General features: G+C 68.8%; 14 protein-coding genes. 7 read left to right on the forward strand and 7 right to left on the reverse strand.

Translation table 11 applies throughout. The features are described 5' to 3' along the window. Positions 1 to 19: 19 nt before the first annotated feature. The 4 genes from treY to LCM15_RS16985 all read right to left on the reverse strand — a co-directional run bounded on the left by treY (position 20) and on the right by LCM15_RS16985 (position 6,046). Entirely contained in the window at positions 20 to 2,206 is a 2,187-nt protein-coding gene (treY, locus tag LCM15_RS16970) for a malto-oligosyltrehalose synthase (protein ID WP_224858495.1), read from the reverse strand. Further along, on the reverse strand, positions 2,203 to 3,918 hold the full coding sequence (gene treZ, locus LCM15_RS16975; protein WP_224858497.1) for a malto-oligosyltrehalose trehalohydrolase: 1,716 nt from the start codon (positions 3,916 to 3,918) through the stop codon (positions 2,203 to 2,205). The genes treY and treZ overlap by 4 nt, the downstream gene beginning before the upstream one ends. A 272-nt stretch (positions 3,919 to 4,190) precedes the next feature. Beyond that, the gene (locus tag LCM15_RS16980; protein ID WP_224858499.1) at positions 4,191 to 4,565 is read right to left on the reverse strand and encodes an EamA family transporter; all 375 of its coding nucleotides are present in this window, start codon (positions 4,563 to 4,565) and stop codon (positions 4,191 to 4,193) included. Continuing rightward, on the reverse strand, positions 4,562 to 6,046 hold the full coding sequence (locus tag LCM15_RS16985) for a UbiA family prenyltransferase (RefSeq protein WP_224858501.1): 1,485 nt from the start codon (positions 6,044 to 6,046) through the stop codon (positions 4,562 to 4,564). Before LCM15_RS16985 ends, LCM15_RS16980 begins: the two co-directional genes overlap by 4 nt. Before the next feature lie 174 nt (positions 6,047 to 6,220). On the opposite strand from LCM15_RS16985, the gene LCM15_RS16990 reads away from it, so the two are divergent. The 4 genes from LCM15_RS16990 to LCM15_RS17005 all read left to right on the forward strand — a co-directional run bounded on the left by LCM15_RS16990 (position 6,221) and on the right by LCM15_RS17005 (position 11,279). After that, positions 6,221 to 7,918 carry an ArnT family glycosyltransferase gene (locus LCM15_RS16990; RefSeq protein WP_224858503.1) on the forward strand — a complete coding sequence of 566 codons (1,698 nt, stop codon included), beginning with the start codon at positions 6,221 to 6,223 and terminating at the stop codon, positions 7,916 to 7,918. Between the two features lie 147 nt (positions 7,919 to 8,065). Continuing rightward, positions 8,066 to 9,151 (forward strand): acyltransferase family protein, encoded by a 1,086-nt coding sequence (locus LCM15_RS16995; RefSeq protein WP_224858505.1) that lies wholly within the window; start codon positions 8,066 to 8,068, stop codon positions 9,149 to 9,151. 326 nt (positions 9,152 to 9,477) lie between these two features. Next, a complete protein-coding gene (locus LCM15_RS17000; protein WP_224858506.1) occupies positions 9,478 to 10,683 on the forward strand; it encodes a glutathionylspermidine synthase family protein in 1,206 nt (401 codons plus the stop codon). Positions 10,684 to 10,694: 11 nt separating this feature from the next. Further along, positions 10,695 to 11,279: a DUF1190 domain-containing protein gene (locus LCM15_RS17005; RefSeq protein ID WP_224858507.1), complete on the forward strand. Its 585-nt coding sequence runs from the start codon at positions 10,695 to 10,697 to the stop codon at positions 11,277 to 11,279. Between the two features lie 466 nt (positions 11,280 to 11,745). Here LCM15_RS17005 and LCM15_RS17010 read toward each other — a convergent pair whose 3' ends face one another. From LCM15_RS17010 to LCM15_RS17020, 3 genes are read right to left on the reverse strand one after another with little or no spacing between them, the layout of a single operon-like run. Further along, on the reverse strand, positions 11,746 to 12,387 hold the full coding sequence (locus LCM15_RS17010) for a 2-dehydro-3-deoxy-6-phosphogalactonate aldolase (protein ID WP_224858508.1): 642 nt from the start codon (positions 12,385 to 12,387) through the stop codon (positions 11,746 to 11,748). A gap of 10 nt (positions 12,388 to 12,397) precedes the next feature. Next, positions 12,398 to 13,348: a 2-dehydro-3-deoxygalactonokinase gene (locus tag LCM15_RS17015; RefSeq protein WP_224858509.1), complete on the reverse strand. Its 951-nt coding sequence runs from the start codon at positions 13,346 to 13,348 to the stop codon at positions 12,398 to 12,400. 30 nt (positions 13,349 to 13,378) lie between these two features. Beyond that, the gene (locus LCM15_RS17020) at positions 13,379 to 14,410 is read right to left on the reverse strand and encodes a LacI family DNA-binding transcriptional regulator (RefSeq protein ID WP_224858510.1); all 1,032 of its coding nucleotides are present in this window, start codon (positions 14,408 to 14,410) and stop codon (positions 13,379 to 13,381) included. 278 nt (positions 14,411 to 14,688) lie between these two features. Between LCM15_RS17020 and LCM15_RS17025 the strand changes: the two genes are divergently transcribed. From LCM15_RS17025 to LCM15_RS17035, 3 genes are all read left to right on the forward strand, one after another. Further along, complete coding sequence (locus LCM15_RS17025; RefSeq protein WP_224858511.1) at positions 14,689 to 15,726, forward strand: TRAP transporter substrate-binding protein; 1,038 nt, start codon at positions 14,689 to 14,691, stop codon at positions 15,724 to 15,726. 74 nt (positions 15,727 to 15,800) lie between these two features. Next, on the forward strand, positions 15,801 to 16,361 hold the full coding sequence (locus tag LCM15_RS17030; RefSeq protein WP_224858512.1) for a TRAP transporter small permease subunit: 561 nt from the start codon (positions 15,801 to 15,803) through the stop codon (positions 16,359 to 16,361). Further along, entirely contained in the window at positions 16,361 to 17,677 is a 1,317-nt protein-coding gene (locus tag LCM15_RS17035; protein WP_224858514.1) for a TRAP transporter large permease, read from the forward strand. The genes LCM15_RS17030 and LCM15_RS17035 overlap by 1 nt, the downstream gene beginning before the upstream one ends. Positions 17,678 to 17,686 lie beyond the last annotated feature (9 nt).

A 17,686-nucleotide genomic window follows, 5' to 3' on the forward strand; every position in this document is an offset into this window, starting at 1 on the left:
AGGCCCCGCCCCCGCCGCGTCAGAAGCGCATGATCTCCGGCGCCGCACTGCCGTCGGTCGCCACGTGCAGCGCGACCTCCGCGCCGTCCTGCGCGCGGATCAGCGTCAGCCGCTCCCCGTCTTCCGACACGCGGCACTCCCCGGCCGCGAACAGCTCGGGCAGCGCGCGGCGCAGGTCGATCAACTCCTTCAACAACGTCAACTTGCGCGCGCCGAACGGCGACACCGGTGCGTCGGGATTGAGAGGCGCCCGGTTGTCGGGGTCGGTCAGCGCGAAGGTGCCGGTTTCGCTGCCCTGATAGATGTCGGGCAGTCCGGGGATGAGGAAGCGCAGCGCAAGCTGGCTCAGGGACAGCATTTCGCCCCGCGCCACCAGCGCCTCGAGCGCCGCCGGTGGCGCCGCGCGCCACGCCCCGAGCAAGGCTTCAGCAAACGCCTTGGCGCGGCCCTCGGCCTCTTCGTCCGGCTCGTGCCAGTCGGTCAGCTCCTTGGCCTCGCGCAGCGCCTTCTCGAGATGTGCGGCAAGGCGCGCCTCGAGATCGTCGCGCTCGGGCTCCCAGAACGCCACGGCTGATTGCAGGATATACCAGCGCGTCGACTCGTCGGGCGGCTCGGGGGCGTCGAGCGTGTGGGCGTGCACCCAGAGCTCGGCCACCTCCGCCGGCAGGTGGGTCATCGCGATGAGCCGCGTGCGGGCGTCCTCGGCCCGCTTGGTGTCGTGGCTCGAGCCCAGCGACATGGCGCGCGGCCAGCGCGCCAGACGCGCCGCGCACCAGCCCTCGAAATCCGCGCCCGAGAGCGGTTCGGCGTCGGGTTCCGAGCCGACCTCGGCCTCGGCGAGACAGCGGGTGTGGCGGTAGAAGGCGGTGTCCTCCTGCGCCTTGGCGACCACCGCGCCTGTGACCTGCTGGAAGCGCACGACGAAGGCTGCGCCGGCCTCCCCCTGCGGCGACAGCAGCACGTCGCGCAGCGCCTCGAGCGCGGCACTGTCGGCGCCTGCCACGGCGGCGATGGCGATGGTCTCGTCGATCAGCGCCCGGTCCTCGGCAGAGGGGCCATCCTCGGCGGTGATGTAGCTGCGGTAGCGCGGGAAGGCGACGAGCATCTCGCGCAGGGCCTCGCGCAAGCTCTCCTCCGGCAGCTGCTGGCCCGCCTCGGCCAGCGCGGCCTCGGCCCGGCGCAGCATCTCGCGCAGCTCGGCGGCAAGATCGCCCGACAGGATCTGGTGCCGCGCGGCACGGCAGGCGGCTTCGTAGTCGCCGCGCGCCCCGGTCACCCCGCGCCACATGGCGTCGAGCCGGTCCATGCCGCCCTCGTCGAGCAGCAGCCGGGTGATGCGGTCGTTGGCCTCGTAGCCGGTGGTGCCCTCGACCGGCCAGTCGGGCATGTCCTCGTCGCCGGTGAGGATCTTCTCGACCCAGACCGGCACATCCGGCCCGACCTCCTCGCGCAGCCAGTCGAGATAGCCCGCCGGATCGGCAAGCCCGTCGACATGGTCGATGCGCAGACCCTCAGCCAGCCCCGCGCGCACCAGCTCGAGCGGCAGGGCCATCATGGCGTCGAACACCGCGCGCTCCTCGACCCGCATCCCGATCAGGCTGGTGATGTTGAAGAAGCGCCGGTGCGACAGCCTGCGCCGCTCGCGCACCCAGTGGCGCAGATGCCAGTGCTGCCGGTCGAGGATCTCTGCCACGCCGCCCTCCTCCGCGGTGCCGGGCGCCAGCGGCAGCCAGCCGCCCTCCCAGGTTACGCGCTGGGTCTCGCGGTCGATCTCGAACGCGCCAGCCGCAATCATGTCGTCGCGCGGCTCGGGCAAGAGCGGCAGGATCAGCCGGCTGTCCCAATCGATGTCGAAATGCCGGGCATAGCGGCTTTCGGCTCCGTGGGTCAGCGCATCGAGAAGCCACGGGTTCTCGACGCTGAGCACGGTGTGGTTGGGCACCAGATCGAGGATGATCCCGAGGCCCCGCTCCTTGGCCGCCGCGGCGAGCCGCTCGTAGCCCGCGCGCCCGCCGAGCACCGGGTCGATCTCGGCGGGGTTGGCCACGTCGTAGCCATGGGTCGAGCCGCTCTCGGCGGTGAAGATCGGCGAGAGATAGAGGTGGCTCACGCCAAGCCCGGCGATATAGGGCAAAAGCTCCACGGCGCGGTCGAAATCGACGCCCTGACGCAGTTGCAGACGGTAGCTGGCGACAAGAGGTTTCACGCTGTGAACTCCACTTCGATGGCAAAGGCCTCGGCGGTGGGATCGCCGAGGCGGAACTGCGGGGCGGCAAGCGGCGCAGCGCTGGTAGCCGGCGCTCCAAGTGCGAGGCGCATCCGGATCTCGCCCGCCGCGAAGGGCCAGCGGACCTCGAAGGCCTTGGGGCCGTGGCGGGTGACCTCGCCGAGACCGGTCTTACCCGAGCGCAGCAGCGGCACCACGTGCGACGCGCGCAGGGCGAGGAGCTTTCGGGTCAGTGTGCGCCACGCCTCGGCGTGAGGGGGCGGGTCGGAGGCGTAGGGTTTCGAGGCCTCGAAGGCCGCGGCGCTGGTGGGATCGATCATCCCGTCCAGATCGTAGCCGATGCCGCGCAGCTCGGCGGCGCGGCCGGTTCGCACCGCCTCGCGGGCGTCCTCGTCGGGCGGATCGCAGAAGAACAGGAACGGCGTGTCGCGCCCCTCTTCCTCACCCATGTAGAGCATCGGCAGGAACGGCATCAGCAGAAGCGCCGCGTGACAGACCCGCGCCGCGGGTTCGCCGATCAGCGAGATCAGCCGCTCGCCATGGGCGCGGTTGCCGATTTGGTCATGGGTCTGGTTGGCGTTGACGAAGGCGGTCCACGGCAGGTGCCCGGCGGGCGCGCCGCGCACTTCTTCGGGGTGCGGCGCGCCCTCGTCGACCTGTCCGCGCGCCATCGCCAGCGCCAGATCGCCGAACGGATCGCGGGCGAAGCGGCTGTAATAGCCCTGCGTCTCGCCGGTCAGCGCCACGTGCAGGGCGTTGTGCCAGTCGTCGTTCCACTCGGCGTCGAAGCCCTGCTCGCGCAGGTGCGGCAGGTTGCGCTCGTCCTCGGTGATCAGGTGAATGGGCCGGCCGAACTCCCGCGCGCAGATCTCCTGCGCCAGATCGCGGAGGAATTTCTGCTCCTGCCCGTCACGGATCTGGTGCACCGCATCGAGACGGAAGCCGTCGAGCCGGTACTCCTCCAGCCAGCCAAGCGCCGCCTCGCGGAAGAAGCTCTGCACCTCCGGGCGCTCGAAGGCGATGCCGTCGCCCCAGGGGGTCGGGCGCTGATTGAAGAAGGCAGGCGCGTAGTTCGGCAGGAAGTTTCCGAACGGGCCGAAATGGTTCATCACCAGATCGAGCAGCACCATCATGCCATGGCGCTGCGCGCTCGCGATGAAGCGGCGCAGATCGTCGGGCGTGCCGTAAGGCACGTGCGGCGCGCGCACCAGCACCCCATCATAGCCCCAGCCATGATGCCCGCCGAACTGGCCGACCGGCATGATCTCGACCGCGGTGATGCCAAGCGCGGCAAGCTCGGGCAGGCGCGCGGTGGCGGCGGCAAAGGTGCCCTCTTCGGTGAAGGTGCCGATGTGCAGCTCGAAGATCGCCGCCTCCTCGAAGGGGCGGCCCTGCCACGGCGCCCCCCAGTCGAAGCCGGAGGGATCGACGGTGACCGAGGCACCGTCCACGCCGCCACGCTGCGCGCGCGCCGCCGGATCGGGCCGGTCGTGCCCGTCGATGCGGAAGAGATAGTCGAGGCCCGGTCCCGCCGGCAGTTCGGTGCGCCAGAAGCCGTCCTCGCCCCCGGTCATCGCATGCGTGTCGCCATCCAGCAGCAGCTGAACGCTGGTCGCCGCCGGGGCCCAGATGTTGAATGACCAATGGCCGGCGCCGCTGGGCTGCGCACCCCAGTCGAATGATCGGGTCATGCCGTCCCCTTGTCGTTCGGGAAAGAGTGGTTCACGAGACATCAGCATCCACGCGGCGCGCCACAGGCGTCAGGCCGCCACCGGCACCGGTGCGGGCTACGGCCCCGCGCGACGGCTGGGGGGTGTGTCATGCGGCTTGCCCCGTCGATTGCAAAGATCGGTCGTGCGCTTCACGCCGGCACAACCGGTCACCCAACGCCGCGCTGCAGCGCGAAGTTCCCGGGGCTCACGCCTGTCTTCCTACCGTTCAGGGCGCCCAAAGGGAGGCCGGCTCAGCGCACCCCGTCCAGCGCCATGACGCAAAGCCCCGCGATGATGAGGCACAGCCCCAGCAGCTTGGGCAGGGTCAGCGCCTCGCCGAGGAACACCACACCCGCTCCTACCACCATGACGAAGCTCATCGACACGAAGGGATAGGCCAGCGACAGGTCCACCCGCCGCAGCGCAAACAGCCACAGGACGGTGCCAACGCCGTAGAAGGCCAGCCCGCCCAGCACCCACGGCGAGAACAGCAGCGCCGCCGCCTTGCCCAGCACGCCGGCCCCGTCGGCAAAGGTCACGCGGGTCACCCCCGCCTTGAAACAGGTCTGCCCCAGAGCGGAGAGGGCGACCGAAACGAAGATCAGCGCGAAACCGAGGGGGGTCATTGGATCAGGGGCTCCATGGTGAGATAGCGCGCGGCGATGACCAGCAGGACGGTCGCGGCGAAGGTCAGCTGGCTGATCCGGTCGGTGACGGCGAAGATCACCGGGTCATCGCCGATCTTGCCGCGGCAGGCCCACATCCACGTGCGGTAGATCCAGAACATCATCAGCGGCAGCACCAGCCAGAGCAGGTCGGCGGCGCCATAGGTCTGGCTGGCGGTGGCGCTCGACATGTACTGCGCCAGCGTCAGCATCGCCGCCGCGGCGTTGGCGATGCCGAAGGCGCGCACCGTGGCAAGCTCGGCGCCCCAGTAGTTGCGGCTCGGCAGCTTGGTGGTCTCTTCCACCCGGTCGAGCTCGATGGCGCGCTTGAGATAGGCGAGGCTGACGAAGAAGAACAACGAGAACGTCAGCAGCCACGAGCTGACGGCGATGCCGCAGGCCGCCGCCCCGGCGACGATGCGCAGCGTGTAGAGCATCCCCAGAACGATGGTGTCGATGGTCGAGAAGCGCTTCAGGACGAACGAATAGGCGGTCGTCATCGCGAGATAGACCAGAAGGATCGCGCCGAATTTCGCCGGCAGCGTCAGGAACGCCAGCATTAGCGCCAGCGCGGCCAGCCCAAGCGCCGCCCCTGCCCCCTCGACCGGCAGCACCGCGCCCGAGGCGAAGGGGCGGTTGCGCTTGCTGCGGTGGCGGCGGTCGGCCTCGATGTCCACGAGATCGTTGGCGAGGTAGACCGACGAGGCGAGGATCGAGACGCAGACAAAGGCCATCACCGCCGCGAGCAGCGCCCCCGCGTGGCCGTACTGGTGCGACAGCAGCAGCGGCACGAAGACCAGCACGTTCTTCGACCACTGATGCGGCCGCATCGCCTTCCAGAGCCCGTGCGTCAGCGATCGGTCGGAGTGCGAGACCAGCGTCGCGCGCGTTCCGCTGCGGCGGCGCGCCTCCTCCACGGCGCCGGAGGGGGCCACGAAGCCCGCCCACCCGGCACGGTTCCAGATCGGGATATCGGCGCGGTTGTCGCCGAGATACTCAAAGGCCGCGCCTCCGGCATCGGCCTCGATCGCCTCGAGCTTGGCGCCGCCCTTCAGGTTGCGGCCCGGCTCGGAGGCGAGCACGCCGTCGAACAGCCCGAGATGCGCGGCCACGGCCTCGGCGGCGCGGCGGTCGGCGGCGGTGGCGAGCACCACCCGGCGGCCCTCTTCGCGGGCCTGCCGCATATAGATCAGAACGTCGTCGTTATAAGGCAGCAGCTCGGGCCGGAACCGCGTCTCGTCCCAGAGCGCGTGCTTGATCCCCGAGCGTCCGTCCTGCCGGCCGGCGCGCACGATGCCCGGCCAGCGCGCCGGCACCTTGAGCGATTCGATCAGAAGCTCCTGCGCGGCATCGGTGCGGATCAGCGTGCCGTCGAGATCGACATAGAGCGGATTTTCGGCACCGGGCGCGGAGGAGGCCGGAGACGTGGGCGCAGCGTTCATCAAATTCCCCCTTTTCCGTCAGAGTGCCCTCTGGCCATGGCCATTCGTGCGCGTCTCGGGAATATAGATACAAAAACTGTTTCGAATTGTCGCTTCGTGGTATGTGACTGGGCCAAGGCGGTTCCAGGGATTATGGGTATGAGTATAGCTGGCCGGACGCGGGTCGGAACTGTGTTGGTTCTCGTTCTTTTCACCGTTGCATTTCTGCTGCGGGCGGTCGGAGCGGATTACGGCTATTTCCACGGCGACGAGCGGATCAACGAGGCGGCGAAGGTGCTGACCGGGCAACTCGTGCCCGAGCAGCATTTCTATCCGCCGCTGATCAATTATCTCAACGCGATAGGACTCGCGGCGCTGTTCGGCGTCGGGCAGGTGCTGGACTGGTGGTCGGGGCCGGGCGGCTTTCGCGCCCAGTATTTCGCCGACGCCACGCCGTTCTACGTCACCGCGCGGCTGCTGACTGCCGCCACCGGCGCGCTGCTGGCGCCGCTGTTTTACGGCATCGCCCGTCACACCGGCCTTGCGCGAGACCGCGCCTTCGCGGTCGGGCTGGTGGGGGCGCTGTTCCCGCTCGGGGTCTACATGTCGCATATCGCCAAGGGCGACGTGGCGCTGGCGACCGCGCTGATCGCGACGGTCTGGGCGACGCTCGTGCGATTCGACAGCCCGCGGCCGGGGCGCTGGGACGTGATCGTGGCGCTGATGGCGGTGCTGACCGTCAGCTTCAAGCAATCCGGCGTCTTCGTGCTCGCGCCGCTGGCGCTGGGGTACTGGGTCCTGATCGCCAGCGATGAGGGCGGCCGGGCCTGCGCCGCCTCGGTCGGGCGCATCGTGCTGACCGCGCTGATCGCGTGGCCCATCCTCAACATCGGCCTGCTGCTCGACTTCGCGAGCTTCCTCGAGTTCCAGAAGATCCAGGCGGTGATGTCGGTTACCGGCGACGCCGATCGGACGGTGGGCCTTTCCACCCTGCTCGCCCGGCTCGCGACGCCGGTGCTGGGGCTCAACGCGGTCTGGCTGGTCGCGGCGCTTCTGGCCCCGCTGGTTCTCTTGCTGCCGGGCGTGAGGCTCGACAAGACGCCGCTGCTGCTGGTGATCTGGGTCGCGCTGGTGCTGGCCACCGCCGGCACCGCCCTGCTGGTGGGCTCGCGCCAGCCCGAGCATCTCTGGATCGCCAATTTCGCGGGGCTTGCCCTGCTGGCCGCGCTGGCGCTTGCAGGGCTCAGCGCTGCGCCGCAGGCCGTTCTGCGCTTTGGCGCCACTGCAGCGCTGGCGATGGGCCTCGTGCTCAGCGCGGCGAACGCCGCGATCCCGCTGCGGCAGGCCACCGCACCCGCGATCCGCGAGGAGGTCGACGCCCGCATCGCGCGCGATTACGCCGACGAGCGCATCCTCACCATGCTCGAGACCAACCTGCCCCGGCGCCTGGAGGCGCAAACGATGGAGCTGGCCCGCTGGGACCGGCTGGCGGCGAAGTACAACGTGGTGATGCCCGAGATCAGCGAAGAGCGCCTCGTGCACGAGGACCTGCCCGGCGCGGTGTTCTACATCGGGATGCCGACGGTGATGTACGGCCTCGAAGGCGTCGACGAGGATTCGGAGGATTACGTGGTGCAGGCCCATGCCTGGCCGCCGCAGCGCGAGGAGTGGCAGCTCGACTACTGGCTCGATCAGGGCTTTTCGGTCTTCATCGTCAAGAACCTGCCCTACATGCGCGACGAGGTTCCCTCGGAGCTGATGCGGGGCTTCTTTGCCGACATGGAGACGCGCTGCATGCTCGATGCCGAGTTCAGCGCCCGCAAACCCCTGTTCCTCGAACGCGATGTCAGCATTTTCAGGTGCGCGCCCCATGATCCCGTCGCCGAGAGCTGACGCCGGCCCGCCGGCGTCTTTACCCAAGGCGACCCGGTGGCCGCTTGCAGCGCGCGGCGCTTTCGCAGGCCGGAGGCGCGCGTCTTTGCTCCGTCCCGTCCCACTGGCACGATGTGCGACACGACGCCCCTTTCAGAGGTCTCTGCGATGAACACCGGAGGTGCCCCCCGGCTCGACCAGCTGACCGGCCTGCGCTTCATCGCGGCGCTGCTGGTGTTTCTCAGCCACGTGCCATGGCCCTCGGCGCCGGACTGGCTGCAGACCATGCTCGCGCAGGGCTTTGTCGGCGTGTCGTTCTTCTTCGTGCTGTCGGGCTTCGTGCTGTCGCATTCCTACACAGGCCGCATCACCGGCAGCGAGATGTCCTACGCCCGCTTCATGGCGCTGCGCCTCGCGCGGCTGTCACCGCTGCACCTCGCGACCGCGCTGCCCTATGTGCTGGTCGGGGTCTGGCGCAACAACCTCACCGCGCCGGTGGCGCTGCTCAACCTGACCTTCCTGCAGTCATGGGTGCCCGACTCGACCTATTACTTCTCGCTCAACGCGCCGTCCTGGTCGCTGTCGAACGAGATGTTCTTCTACCTGTGCTTCTTCCCGCTGTGTTTCGTGGCCGCGCCGCGGCGCTGGCTGCTGACCGCGCTGCTGGGCCTGACGGTGGTGGCCTGCGCGGTCTACGCCGTCGCGCATTACAACAGTGTCATCCTCCTCGGGGAGCGCACGGTGGGGCACTGGGTGTTTTACATCTTCCCGGGCTTTCGCCTGCTGGAGTTCCTCGCCGGCATGGCGCTCTACGACCTCTGGCAACGGGGCATGCGCCTGCCGCGGGCCGCGCTGCCGCTGGCCTGGGGGCTGCTGTTCGCGGCGATGTTCGTGGCCGACAGCGTTCCCGAGGCGTTCCGCATGTCGCTGTTCTTCCTGCCGGTGGTGACGCTGCTGCTCTGGGTTCATCTCGACCGGAGCCGGGCGATCTGCGGCGTTCTGTCGGGGCGAACGATGGTGCTGCTCGGAGAGGCCTCCTTCGCGTTCTACATGATCCACCAGCCCGCGATCCGCATCTGCAGCCGGCTGGTGGGCGAGCTGCCCTACCGAGATCTTCTGGTCGGAGCGTCGGCCTTTGCGCTGTCCCTCGTCGGCTCGCTGCTGCTGTTCCTCTATTTCGAACGCCCCGCCGAACGCAGCCTGAAAGGCTGGGTCAACCGACGCGCCACCGCGCAGCGGCACCCGGCGGAGTGAGCCTGTCCCCGTCGCAGGACGCCCCTCCGTCCGCGACGCGTGCGCGGAACCGGGGTCCGTGTGGCCAGCGCGCGCGTGGGAGCTTGGCAATCGTCGGGTCCGGGGGCGCGGATGCCGACCTTCAGCGCCTGCAGCCCCGCCCGGCCCGGTGCGGCCTCTCTTCCCCATGCGCCGCCTCCCCCCCGCCGTTTGGCGCAGGCCCGCCACCCCCGGGGCTGCAATCCGCCTTTTTCCGAATGCCCCGTTCACAATCCGGCGCGAACCGCCCATATATCGCGCAACACCGCCGCCCCGGACCGGCGCGGCGACAGGAGGAAGGACGACAGGTGCAGAAGCTCGATTTGCCGGAGCGCCCGGACTGGCGCGACAAGGCCGCCGACCAGGGCTTCACCTTTGCCGACATGCATGGCGAGCCCTACTGGGAGGAAAGCTCAGCGTACTGCTTCACGCTGTCGGAAATCGAGGACCGCATCGAGGATCCCGCCACCGAGCTGCACGGCATGTGCCGCGAGGCGGTGGCGCGGGTGATCGGCTCGGAGCAGCTGCTCGACAGGCTTGCCATTCCCGAGGCCCATCGCGACTATATTGCGCAGAGCTGGCAGGATGGTGAGCCCGAGCTCTACGGCCGGTTCGATCTGGCCTATGACGGCGACGGCCCGGCGAAGATGCTGGAGTACAACGCCGACACCCCGACCTCGCTCTACGAGAGCGCCGCGTTCCAGTGGCAGTGGTTCGAGGACCAGCAGGCGCGTGGCGTGCTTCGCGCGGACGACGACCAGTTCAACGGCCTCCACGAGGCCATCGTCGAACGTCTCGGCGCGATGTTCGCCCCCGAGACGCAGCTGCACTTCACTGCCATGTCGGGCGCGCCCGAGGATTACGCCACCGTCGAGGCGCTTGGCTGGGCCGCGCGCGAGGCGGGGCTTGGCGCGCATTACACCGATCTCGAGAAGATCGGCATCAGCGAGGACGGGCAGTTCCTCGACGACGAGGACCGGGTGATCGGCACGCTGTTCAAGCTCTACCCGTGGGAAGACCTGCTGCGCGACGATTACGCCCGGCATCTCGCCACCGCGCAGTGCCGGATGATCGAGCCGCCTTGGAAGGCGATCCTGTCCAACAAGGGCATCCTGCCGGTGCTGTGGGAGATGTTCGAGGACCACCCGAACCTGCTGCCCGCCTTCTTCGAGACCGACCTCACCGAACCGTCGCCCGAGACCGCCGCCCGGCTCGAACGGGCCTCGGACGCGATGCGCCTCGGCCACGTCCTGAAGCCGATCTTCTCGCGCGAGGGCGCGTCGATCAGCATCGTCGAGGATGGCGAGGTCACCGAGACCGCAAGCCAGGACGGCTATGCCGGCCACCCGCGCATCGCGCAGGCCTATCACCCCTTGCCGGTCTTCGGCGGTTTCCGCCCGGTGATCGGCGCATGGATCGCCGGTGAGCGCTGCGTCGGCATCGGCATCCGCGAGGATCGCGGGCGGATCACCCAGGACCTGTCGCGCTTCAAACCCCATTTCATCCGAGACTGACGGAGACAGCCATGACCAAACGCTCCCGCACAGCCGCCCTCGCCATCGTCGGCGCCGCCTCCTTCGCGCTCGCCGGATGCCGCGAGGAACCGGTCGAGGCGCAGGCCTTCCCCGATCTCGAGAGCTGCCGCAGCGCCGTCGGCCCGACCAGCCTGTTCTCCGAACAGGACTGCGCCGACGCCTTCGCCGAGGCCGAGACGCTGCACGCCGAGACCGCGCCGCGCTATGACAGCCTCGAGGTCTGCGAAGAGCAGTATGGCGAGGGCAATTGCGGCTCCGAGGCGCAGGCGACGAGCGGCGGGTCGGGCAGCATCTTCATGCCGCTGCTGGCAGGCTACCTGATCGGCAACATGCTGGGCGGGCAGCGTGGCCTTGCGGCACAGCCGATGTATCGCAACGCCAACGGCCGCTTCACCACGCCCGCGGGCGGCACGACCTATGCGAACAACACCGGCCGGGCGAATCTGAGCCCGAACACCTTCAACAAGGCCCCGGTGACCGTCGGCAAACCGCCCCTGACCCGCGCCACCGCCGCCTCGCGCGGCGGCTTCGGCAGCTCCAGGACCGGCGGCGGGATGCGCAGCTTCGGCGGCTGAGGTTTGTGGGCGCTGGCCCCGCGGATGCGTGTCAGCCCGTAAAAAATGGGACGCCTACGACCGCGCCGGGCGACCGCTGCGCGGTCCCGCGATTGAGCATGAACGGATCGACCACCGTTCGACGACGCTGCATCGTTCGGGAGACCAGCGGAACCGGCGGCCAAATCGCGGTGCGCCGGGGCCAGCGCAACGTCCATAGGATGCCGCTCGGCGCCTATGCCGCGCGGTTTCAGTCATTGCGGTAAGGCAAGTCGCCCCCGTTTGGCGGAGCCTGGACGTTCGAGAAACGAGTGGGACCGGTGGCATAATCGTGGGGCACCCGGAACAGCGCGCTGCCCAATAGGATGCCGCTCGGCGCCTATGCCACGCGGCCAGAGGTCACCGACACCAACCTACTACAACGGGCGCGATGTCAAATGACCAAGACGGGGCAGCGTCCGTCACCACCCCGCCTTGGTGCGTAACCTCAGCCCTCGCGCCATGCGGTGACGAAGCGCGCCGCCTTGTCGGCCACCGTCTCGACGGTATCGCCCGGCTTGTAGAGCGCGCTGCCGAGGCCGAAGCCCGCGACACCGACACTCCGGAACGGCCCCATCGTGTCGGGCGCGATGCCCCCCACCGGGAAGAGGCGCGTTCCGGCGGGCAGGATGGTGCGGATCGCCTTGACCGCCGCCGGCCCCACCAGTTCTGCCGGGAACACCTTGAGCGCGGCCGCGCCGGCGTTGAGCGCCGCGTAGGCCTCGGTCGGGGTGGCGATGCCGGGAATGCAGATCATCCCCGCCGCCTTTGCCGCCGCGATCACCCCGGTATCCGCGTGCGGCATCACAACCAGATCGGCGCCGATCTCATCGAGCCGCGCCACGTCCGCGAGCGTCGTTACGGTGCCTGCGCCCACCAGCGCCTCGGCGGACAGCGCCTTGCGCACCGCGGCGATGCTGTCGAACGGCTCGGGCGAGTTCAGCGGGATCTCGATCAGGCGGAAGCCCGCGTCGAACAGCGCCTGCGCGATTTCGACCGCCTCCTCCGGGCGCAGGCCGCGAAGGATGGCGACCAGCGGCAGGGCCTCGCAGGCGGCGTCAAGGCGTTGCGGGCGGGTCATGTCGGTCATGTCAGGTCTCCTAAGGAAGCAGGCCCGCGTCGCGGGCGAAACGGTGAAGCCCCGCGGGGGCGGGGTTTTCGATGATGGCGGCGGGGCCCTCGCCGGAGAGCTGGCGCAACGCCTCGGCGTAGCGGGCGCAGAGCGCCCCGCTGCCCACCAGCACCACCGGTGCCTCGCCGCTGCCGCGCATGCCCGAGACGATCTCGTGCCCGATCAGCAGCCCCGAGCAGTAATCGGCCAGCGCGCCGCCGGGCAGTTGCCCGGTCAGGCCCAGCGTACGGGTGCTGAAGAGCTGGCGCGCCAGGTCGCCGGGGCCGGCCTTGGCGGCCTGCGCCACCCCGAGGGCAAAGGCCTCGGCGCGGGCGTCCTCGCGGATCGGCGCATCGGTCATCAGCCGCCCGAGGATCGAGTGGCTGCGCAGCAGCGCGAAGATCTCGCCGGTCATGTAGGTGCCGAAGCCGGTCACGCTGTTGTCGCGGATCTCGGCCCATTTACAATGGGTTCCGGGCAGGACAAGGGTCGAGGCCGCCTGCCAGTCGGGGCGCCCCGCCAGCGTTCCGGCGATCTGGATTTCCTCGCCGCGCATGACCTCCGGGGTGCCGCCCTCGGGCTCGAAGATCAGCCCCGGCGCCAGCAGGATCTCGACACCGTCGCGGGTCACCACGCGCTCTGCCGCCTCGTAGAGCCCGGCAAGCGGCGTCGGGCAGGCGAGATAGGGCACCTCGCGCCAGCCCTGCGCACTGCCGACCATGCCGCCGGCCACCACCGGCACCGGGGCCGCCGCCAGCCAGTCGCAGCAAAGCTGCGCGAAGGCCGCCTCGAATCCCGCCTCGCCGGGCTCGGGCAGGTGCTGGATGCCGTGCGCCGAGGCGCGGCTGTCGAGCACCTCGCCCGAGCCCGAGAGGCGAAAGCCGCGCAGGCTCGACGTGCCCCAGTCCAGCGCGATCAGCGCGGTTGTCGTGTCGCTCATGTTCAGGGTCTCCTGCCCGTCTAAACGTGGTCAGCGCGGCGCGGTCGACTCGCGCACCACCAGCTCGTATCCAAGGTCGATATGGCGCTCGCGGACCGCGCCCGGCGCCTCGATCTCGGCCAGCAGCATGGCGATGGCGCGGCGGCCGATCTCGCGCCGGGGCGTGGCCACGGCGGTCAGCGCCGGCACCATGTGGCGGGCCATCTCGATGTCGTTGTAGCTGCAGATGCCAAGCTGTTCGGGCACCGCGATATTGCGCCGGATCGCCTCCATCAGCGCGCCGACGGCGAGGTCGTCATTGTTGCAGATCACCGCGTCGGTCTCGGGCGCGCGGGCCAGCAGCTGCTCGAGCAGGTGCCGACCCATGCCCACCGAGGAGGGCTGCGACGTGGTGATGATGCGCGCCTCGTCGAGCATGTCGTTGGCCGCCGCAACCTCGCGGAACGCTGCCAGCCGGCGCTGCGCCCGCGGGTCCATCCGGGCGCTGAGAAAGCCCGGCCTGCGATAGCCGCATTCGGCCACGTGGCGCGCCGCCGCGCGGACCGCCTCGAGCTGGTCGAAACCCACGCTCATGTCGATCGCGTCGGCGCCGGTTTCCATGATTTGAACCACCGGGCACGGCGCCTCCTCGAGCAGTTTGCGCCCTGCCGGTGTCTGGTCCATCGACGAGACGATCAGCCCCGCCGGGCGCTGGCTGAGGAAGTTGCGAATCAGCCCCTCCTCCGACAGCGCGCTGTAGCGGTAATTGCCGATCTGCACGAAAAAGCGCGTGCTTTCGACGCCTTCGTAAACGCCGCGCAGCACGTCGGCGAAGACGTTGTTGGTCAGCGACGGCACCAGCAGCCCGATGGTCGAGGTGCTGCGCGACGCCAGTGCCGAGGCCGCAGGGTCGGGCGTGTAGCCGAGTTTGCGGACCGCCTCCTCGACCTTGCGGCGAGCACGCTCCGAGACGATCTCGGGAGACCGAATCGTCCGGGACACGGTGATTGCGCTGACACCGGCTTCGCGGGCCACATCCACCAGTGTCGGGCGGTCAGATTGGGTCTTGCTCTTGCGGGGCATCGCGCTGTTTCGGTCCTTCCGTGCCGGCGCAGCATCGCCGAACCGCCCGGTTTGTTCAAGAAAAACCGTGCTCAATACTTATCTTACCCGCGATCACCGAAACCGGCCCTGCGCCCTCGCCCAAGCGCCGCAATTCCCGATGCGGCGAGTGGAGAAGTGCGCCAAACCCGGGGACAGACAAAATGATTGCGCTGTCATATCGGGTCACATATCTTGCCGCCGACTCGGAGACGGGCCCGCCCCGTTCGAGCCGGATTTCAAAAGGGAGGAGCCCTCTTATGACGACCCTCACACGCCGCGGCGTTTTCCTCGGGACTGCCATCGCCATCGCAACCACGCTCGGCGGTGCTGCACAGGCGCAGGAACACAGCTTCCGCTTCCAGTCCTCGGACCCCGCCGGCAACACCAACTTCATGCTGCAGAAAGAATGGGCCGAGATGGTCTCGGAGAAGACCGATGGCCGCGTCGCCATCGAGATGCTCCCCGTCGAGACCATCGTCGCGCATTCCGAGACCCTCGACGCGGTCGCCGCGGGTATCCTTGACGGCCACTTCACCGACACCTCCTACGCCTCGGGCAAGGATCCGGCCTTCGGCCTGATCGCCAACCCGGTGGGCGCATGGTCCGCGCCGGAGCAGATGTTCGACTTCATCGAGAACGGTGGCGGCAAGGAGCTGATGAACGAGATGCTCGAGCCCTACGGCCTGCACTTCATCGGCGCCACCACGCCCGGCCTCGAGGCCTTCGTCTCGAAGGTTCCGCTCGAAGGTGTCGACGACCTGCAGGGCCTGAAGCTGCGCGCCCCCGAGGGCATGGTGCAGAACGTCTTCGCCGCCGCCGGCGCCTCGCCGGTGAACCTGCCGGGCTCCGAGGTCTTCACCTCGCTCGACAAGGGCGTGATCGATGCCGCCGACTACAACACCTTCTCGACCAACGCGGCGCAGGGCCTGCACGACGTGGCCAAGCACCCGGTCTACCCGGGCTTCCACTCGATGCCGCTCATCGAAGTGTCGATGAACAAGGCCAAGTGGGACGCGCTGCCCGAGGACCTGCAGACCGCGCTGGAAGAATCGGTGAAGGAGTTCGCCACCTACCAGTCCGAAACCGTGCACCAGCGCGACATGGAAGCGGTGGAAGAGGCCAAGGCCGGCGGCGAGATCACCGTGCATGACTGGTCCGACGAGGACCGCGCCAAGTTCCGCACCATCGCCCGCTCGCAGTGGGAGAAGGCCGCCGGCGCGTCGGAGAACTCGCAGAAGGTCTACGACACGCTCACCACATACCTCGTCGAAGAAGGTCTGATGACGGCCGAGTAACCCTCGCCGTCCCAACTGTCGCCCCCGGCCCCGGCCGGGGGCTTTTCCTTTCCGCTCCGGAGGCCGCGCTCCCCATGACCGACGCCATCGACGAAACCCTCTCCTCGCACAACAAGACGCCCGAGCCGGTGCCCGAAGCCGGCATGTTCGGCCATGCGGTCAACGCGGTGGGCCTGCTCTTCGCCATCGGCATCCTCGCCGCGGCCGGGCTGCTGTTCTACGAGGTGGTGATGCGCTACGCGTTCGACTCGCCCACCCGCTGGGTGCACGAGACGGTGGTCTTCCTCAGCGCCAGCGCCTTCGTCTTCGGCGGCCTTTACGCCGCCGCCATCGACAAGCACATCCGCGTGGTGCTGTTCTACGACCGGCTGAACGCCGGCATGAAGCGCGCCTTCGACGTCGCGATCTCGCTGGCCTGCCTCGTGTCCTCGCTGTTCTTTGCCTGGGCCGCCTGGCTGAGCGTGGAGCGCGCCGCCTGGACCCCGCAGGGCGACTTCCGGCTCGAGACCTCGGGCTCGGCGTGGAACCCGCCCTATCCCGGGCTGCTCAAGATCTTCCTGTTGATCATCATGATCCTGCTGGCGATCCAGTTCGCGATCTTCACGGTCAACTACCTGCGCAAGAAGGCCAAGTGATGGAATTCCTCCCCGACTTTCAGGCGATGGGCATCGGTGGCGCGACCTTCGCGATGTTCGTCATGCTCATGGTGCTGCTGCTCACCGGTATGCCGCTGGCCTTCGTCACCCTGCTGGTGGCGCTGATCTTCGCCCTCGGCTGGTTCGGCCCGATGGCGGTGCCGCTGATCACCTCGCGGATCTTCAGCTTCGTCAACAGCTTCGTCTTCGTGTCGGTGCCGATGTTCGTGCTGATGGCGGCGATCCTCGACCGCTCGGGCATCGCCCGCGACCTGTTCGACGCGATGAAGGTGCTCGCCGGCCGCATCCGCGGCGGCGTCGCGATCCAGACGCTGCTGGTCGCCGTGGTGCTGGCCGCGATGTCGGGCATCATCGGCGGCGAGGTCATCCTGCTGGGCCTGCTGGCGCTGCCGCAGATGCTGCGGCTGGGCTATGACCGCAACCTCGCCATCGGCGTGTGCTGCGCCGGCGGCGCGCTCGGCACCATGGTGCCGCCCTCGATCGTGCTCATCATCTACGGCCTGACCGCCAACGTCTCGGTCGGCGACCTGTTCTCGGCGGCCTTCCTGCCCGGCCTGATGCTGGCGGGCTTCTACGCCGCCTACATCCTGATCCGCGCCTACATGAACCCCGCGCTCGCCCCCATCGCCGAGCCCGAGGACATCACCCGCGGCGAGAAGCTGCGCCTGCTCAAGGGCCTGTTCCTGCCGATCCTCGTGGTGATCTTCGTGCTGGGTTCGATCTATGGCGGCATCGCCTCGGTCACCGAGGCCTCGGCCATCGGCGTGATCGGCGTGACGCTGTCGACCGTGATCCGCGGCGAGTTCAGCCTGTCGCTGCTGATCGGCGCGGCCAAGCAGACCCTGCGCACCGTCGGCATGATCGTCTGGATCGGCATCGGCGCCTCGGCCCTCGTGGGCGTGTTCAACCTGATGGGCGGCATCAACTTCGTGTCGAACCTGATCACCGGCATCTCGGACAACCCGACCGTGGTGATCCTGTTCATGATGGCGATCCTCTTCGTGCTGGGGATGTTCCTCGACTGGGTGGGCATTGCGCTACTGTGCATGCCGATCTTCGTGCCCATCGTCATCGACATGGGCTATGACCCGGTCTGGTTCGGCGTGGTCTTCGCGATGAACATGCAGGTCAGCTTCCTGTCGCCGCCCTTCGGCCCGGCCGCGTTCTACCTCAAATCCGTGGCGCCGCCGGACATCTCTCTGGGCGACATCTTCCGCTCGCTGCTGCCGTTCATCGCCATGCAGGTCCTTGCCGTCGCCCTGCTCATCATCTTCCCCGGCATCACCGGCCACTGACCCACCGGA

This window comes from Salipiger bermudensis (assembly GCF_020171625.1).
Taxonomy (GTDB): Bacteria; Pseudomonadota; Alphaproteobacteria; order Rhodobacterales; family Rhodobacteraceae; genus Salipiger; species Salipiger bermudensis_B.

Coding starts and splice junctions, on each gene's coding strand:
- LCM15_RS16985 (WP_224858501.1), bottom strand. CDS start 6,046: ATGAACGCTGCGCCCACGTCTCCGGCCTCCTCCGCGCCCGGTGCCGAA.
- LCM15_RS16980 (WP_224858499.1), bottom strand. CDS start 4,565: ATGACCCCCCTCGGTTTCGCGCTGATCTTCGTTTCGGTCGCCCTCTCC.
- LCM15_RS16995 (WP_224858505.1), top strand. CDS start 8,066: ATGAACACCGGAGGTGCCCCCCGGCTCGACCAGCTGACCGGCCTGCGC.
- LCM15_RS17020 (WP_224858510.1), bottom strand. CDS start 14,410: ATGCCCCGCAAGAGCAAGACCCAATCTGACCGCCCGACACTGGTGGAT.
- LCM15_RS17005 (WP_224858507.1), top strand. CDS start 10,695: ATGACCAAACGCTCCCGCACAGCCGCCCTCGCCATCGTCGGCGCCGCC.
- LCM15_RS17030 (WP_224858512.1), top strand. CDS start 15,801: ATGACCGACGCCATCGACGAAACCCTCTCCTCGCACAACAAGACGCCC.
- LCM15_RS17015 (WP_224858509.1), bottom strand. CDS start 13,348: ATGAGCGACACGACAACCGCGCTGATCGCGCTGGACTGGGGCACGTCG.
- treZ (WP_224858497.1), bottom strand. CDS start 3,918: ATGACCCGATCATTCGACTGGGGTGCGCAGCCCAGCGGCGCCGGCCAT.
- LCM15_RS17035 (WP_224858514.1), top strand. CDS start 16,361: ATGGAATTCCTCCCCGACTTTCAGGCGATGGGCATCGGTGGCGCGACC.
- LCM15_RS17010 (WP_224858508.1), bottom strand. CDS start 12,387: ATGACCGACATGACCCGCCCGCAACGCCTTGACGCCGCCTGCGAGGCC.
- LCM15_RS17025 (WP_224858511.1), top strand. CDS start 14,689: ATGACGACCCTCACACGCCGCGGCGTTTTCCTCGGGACTGCCATCGCC.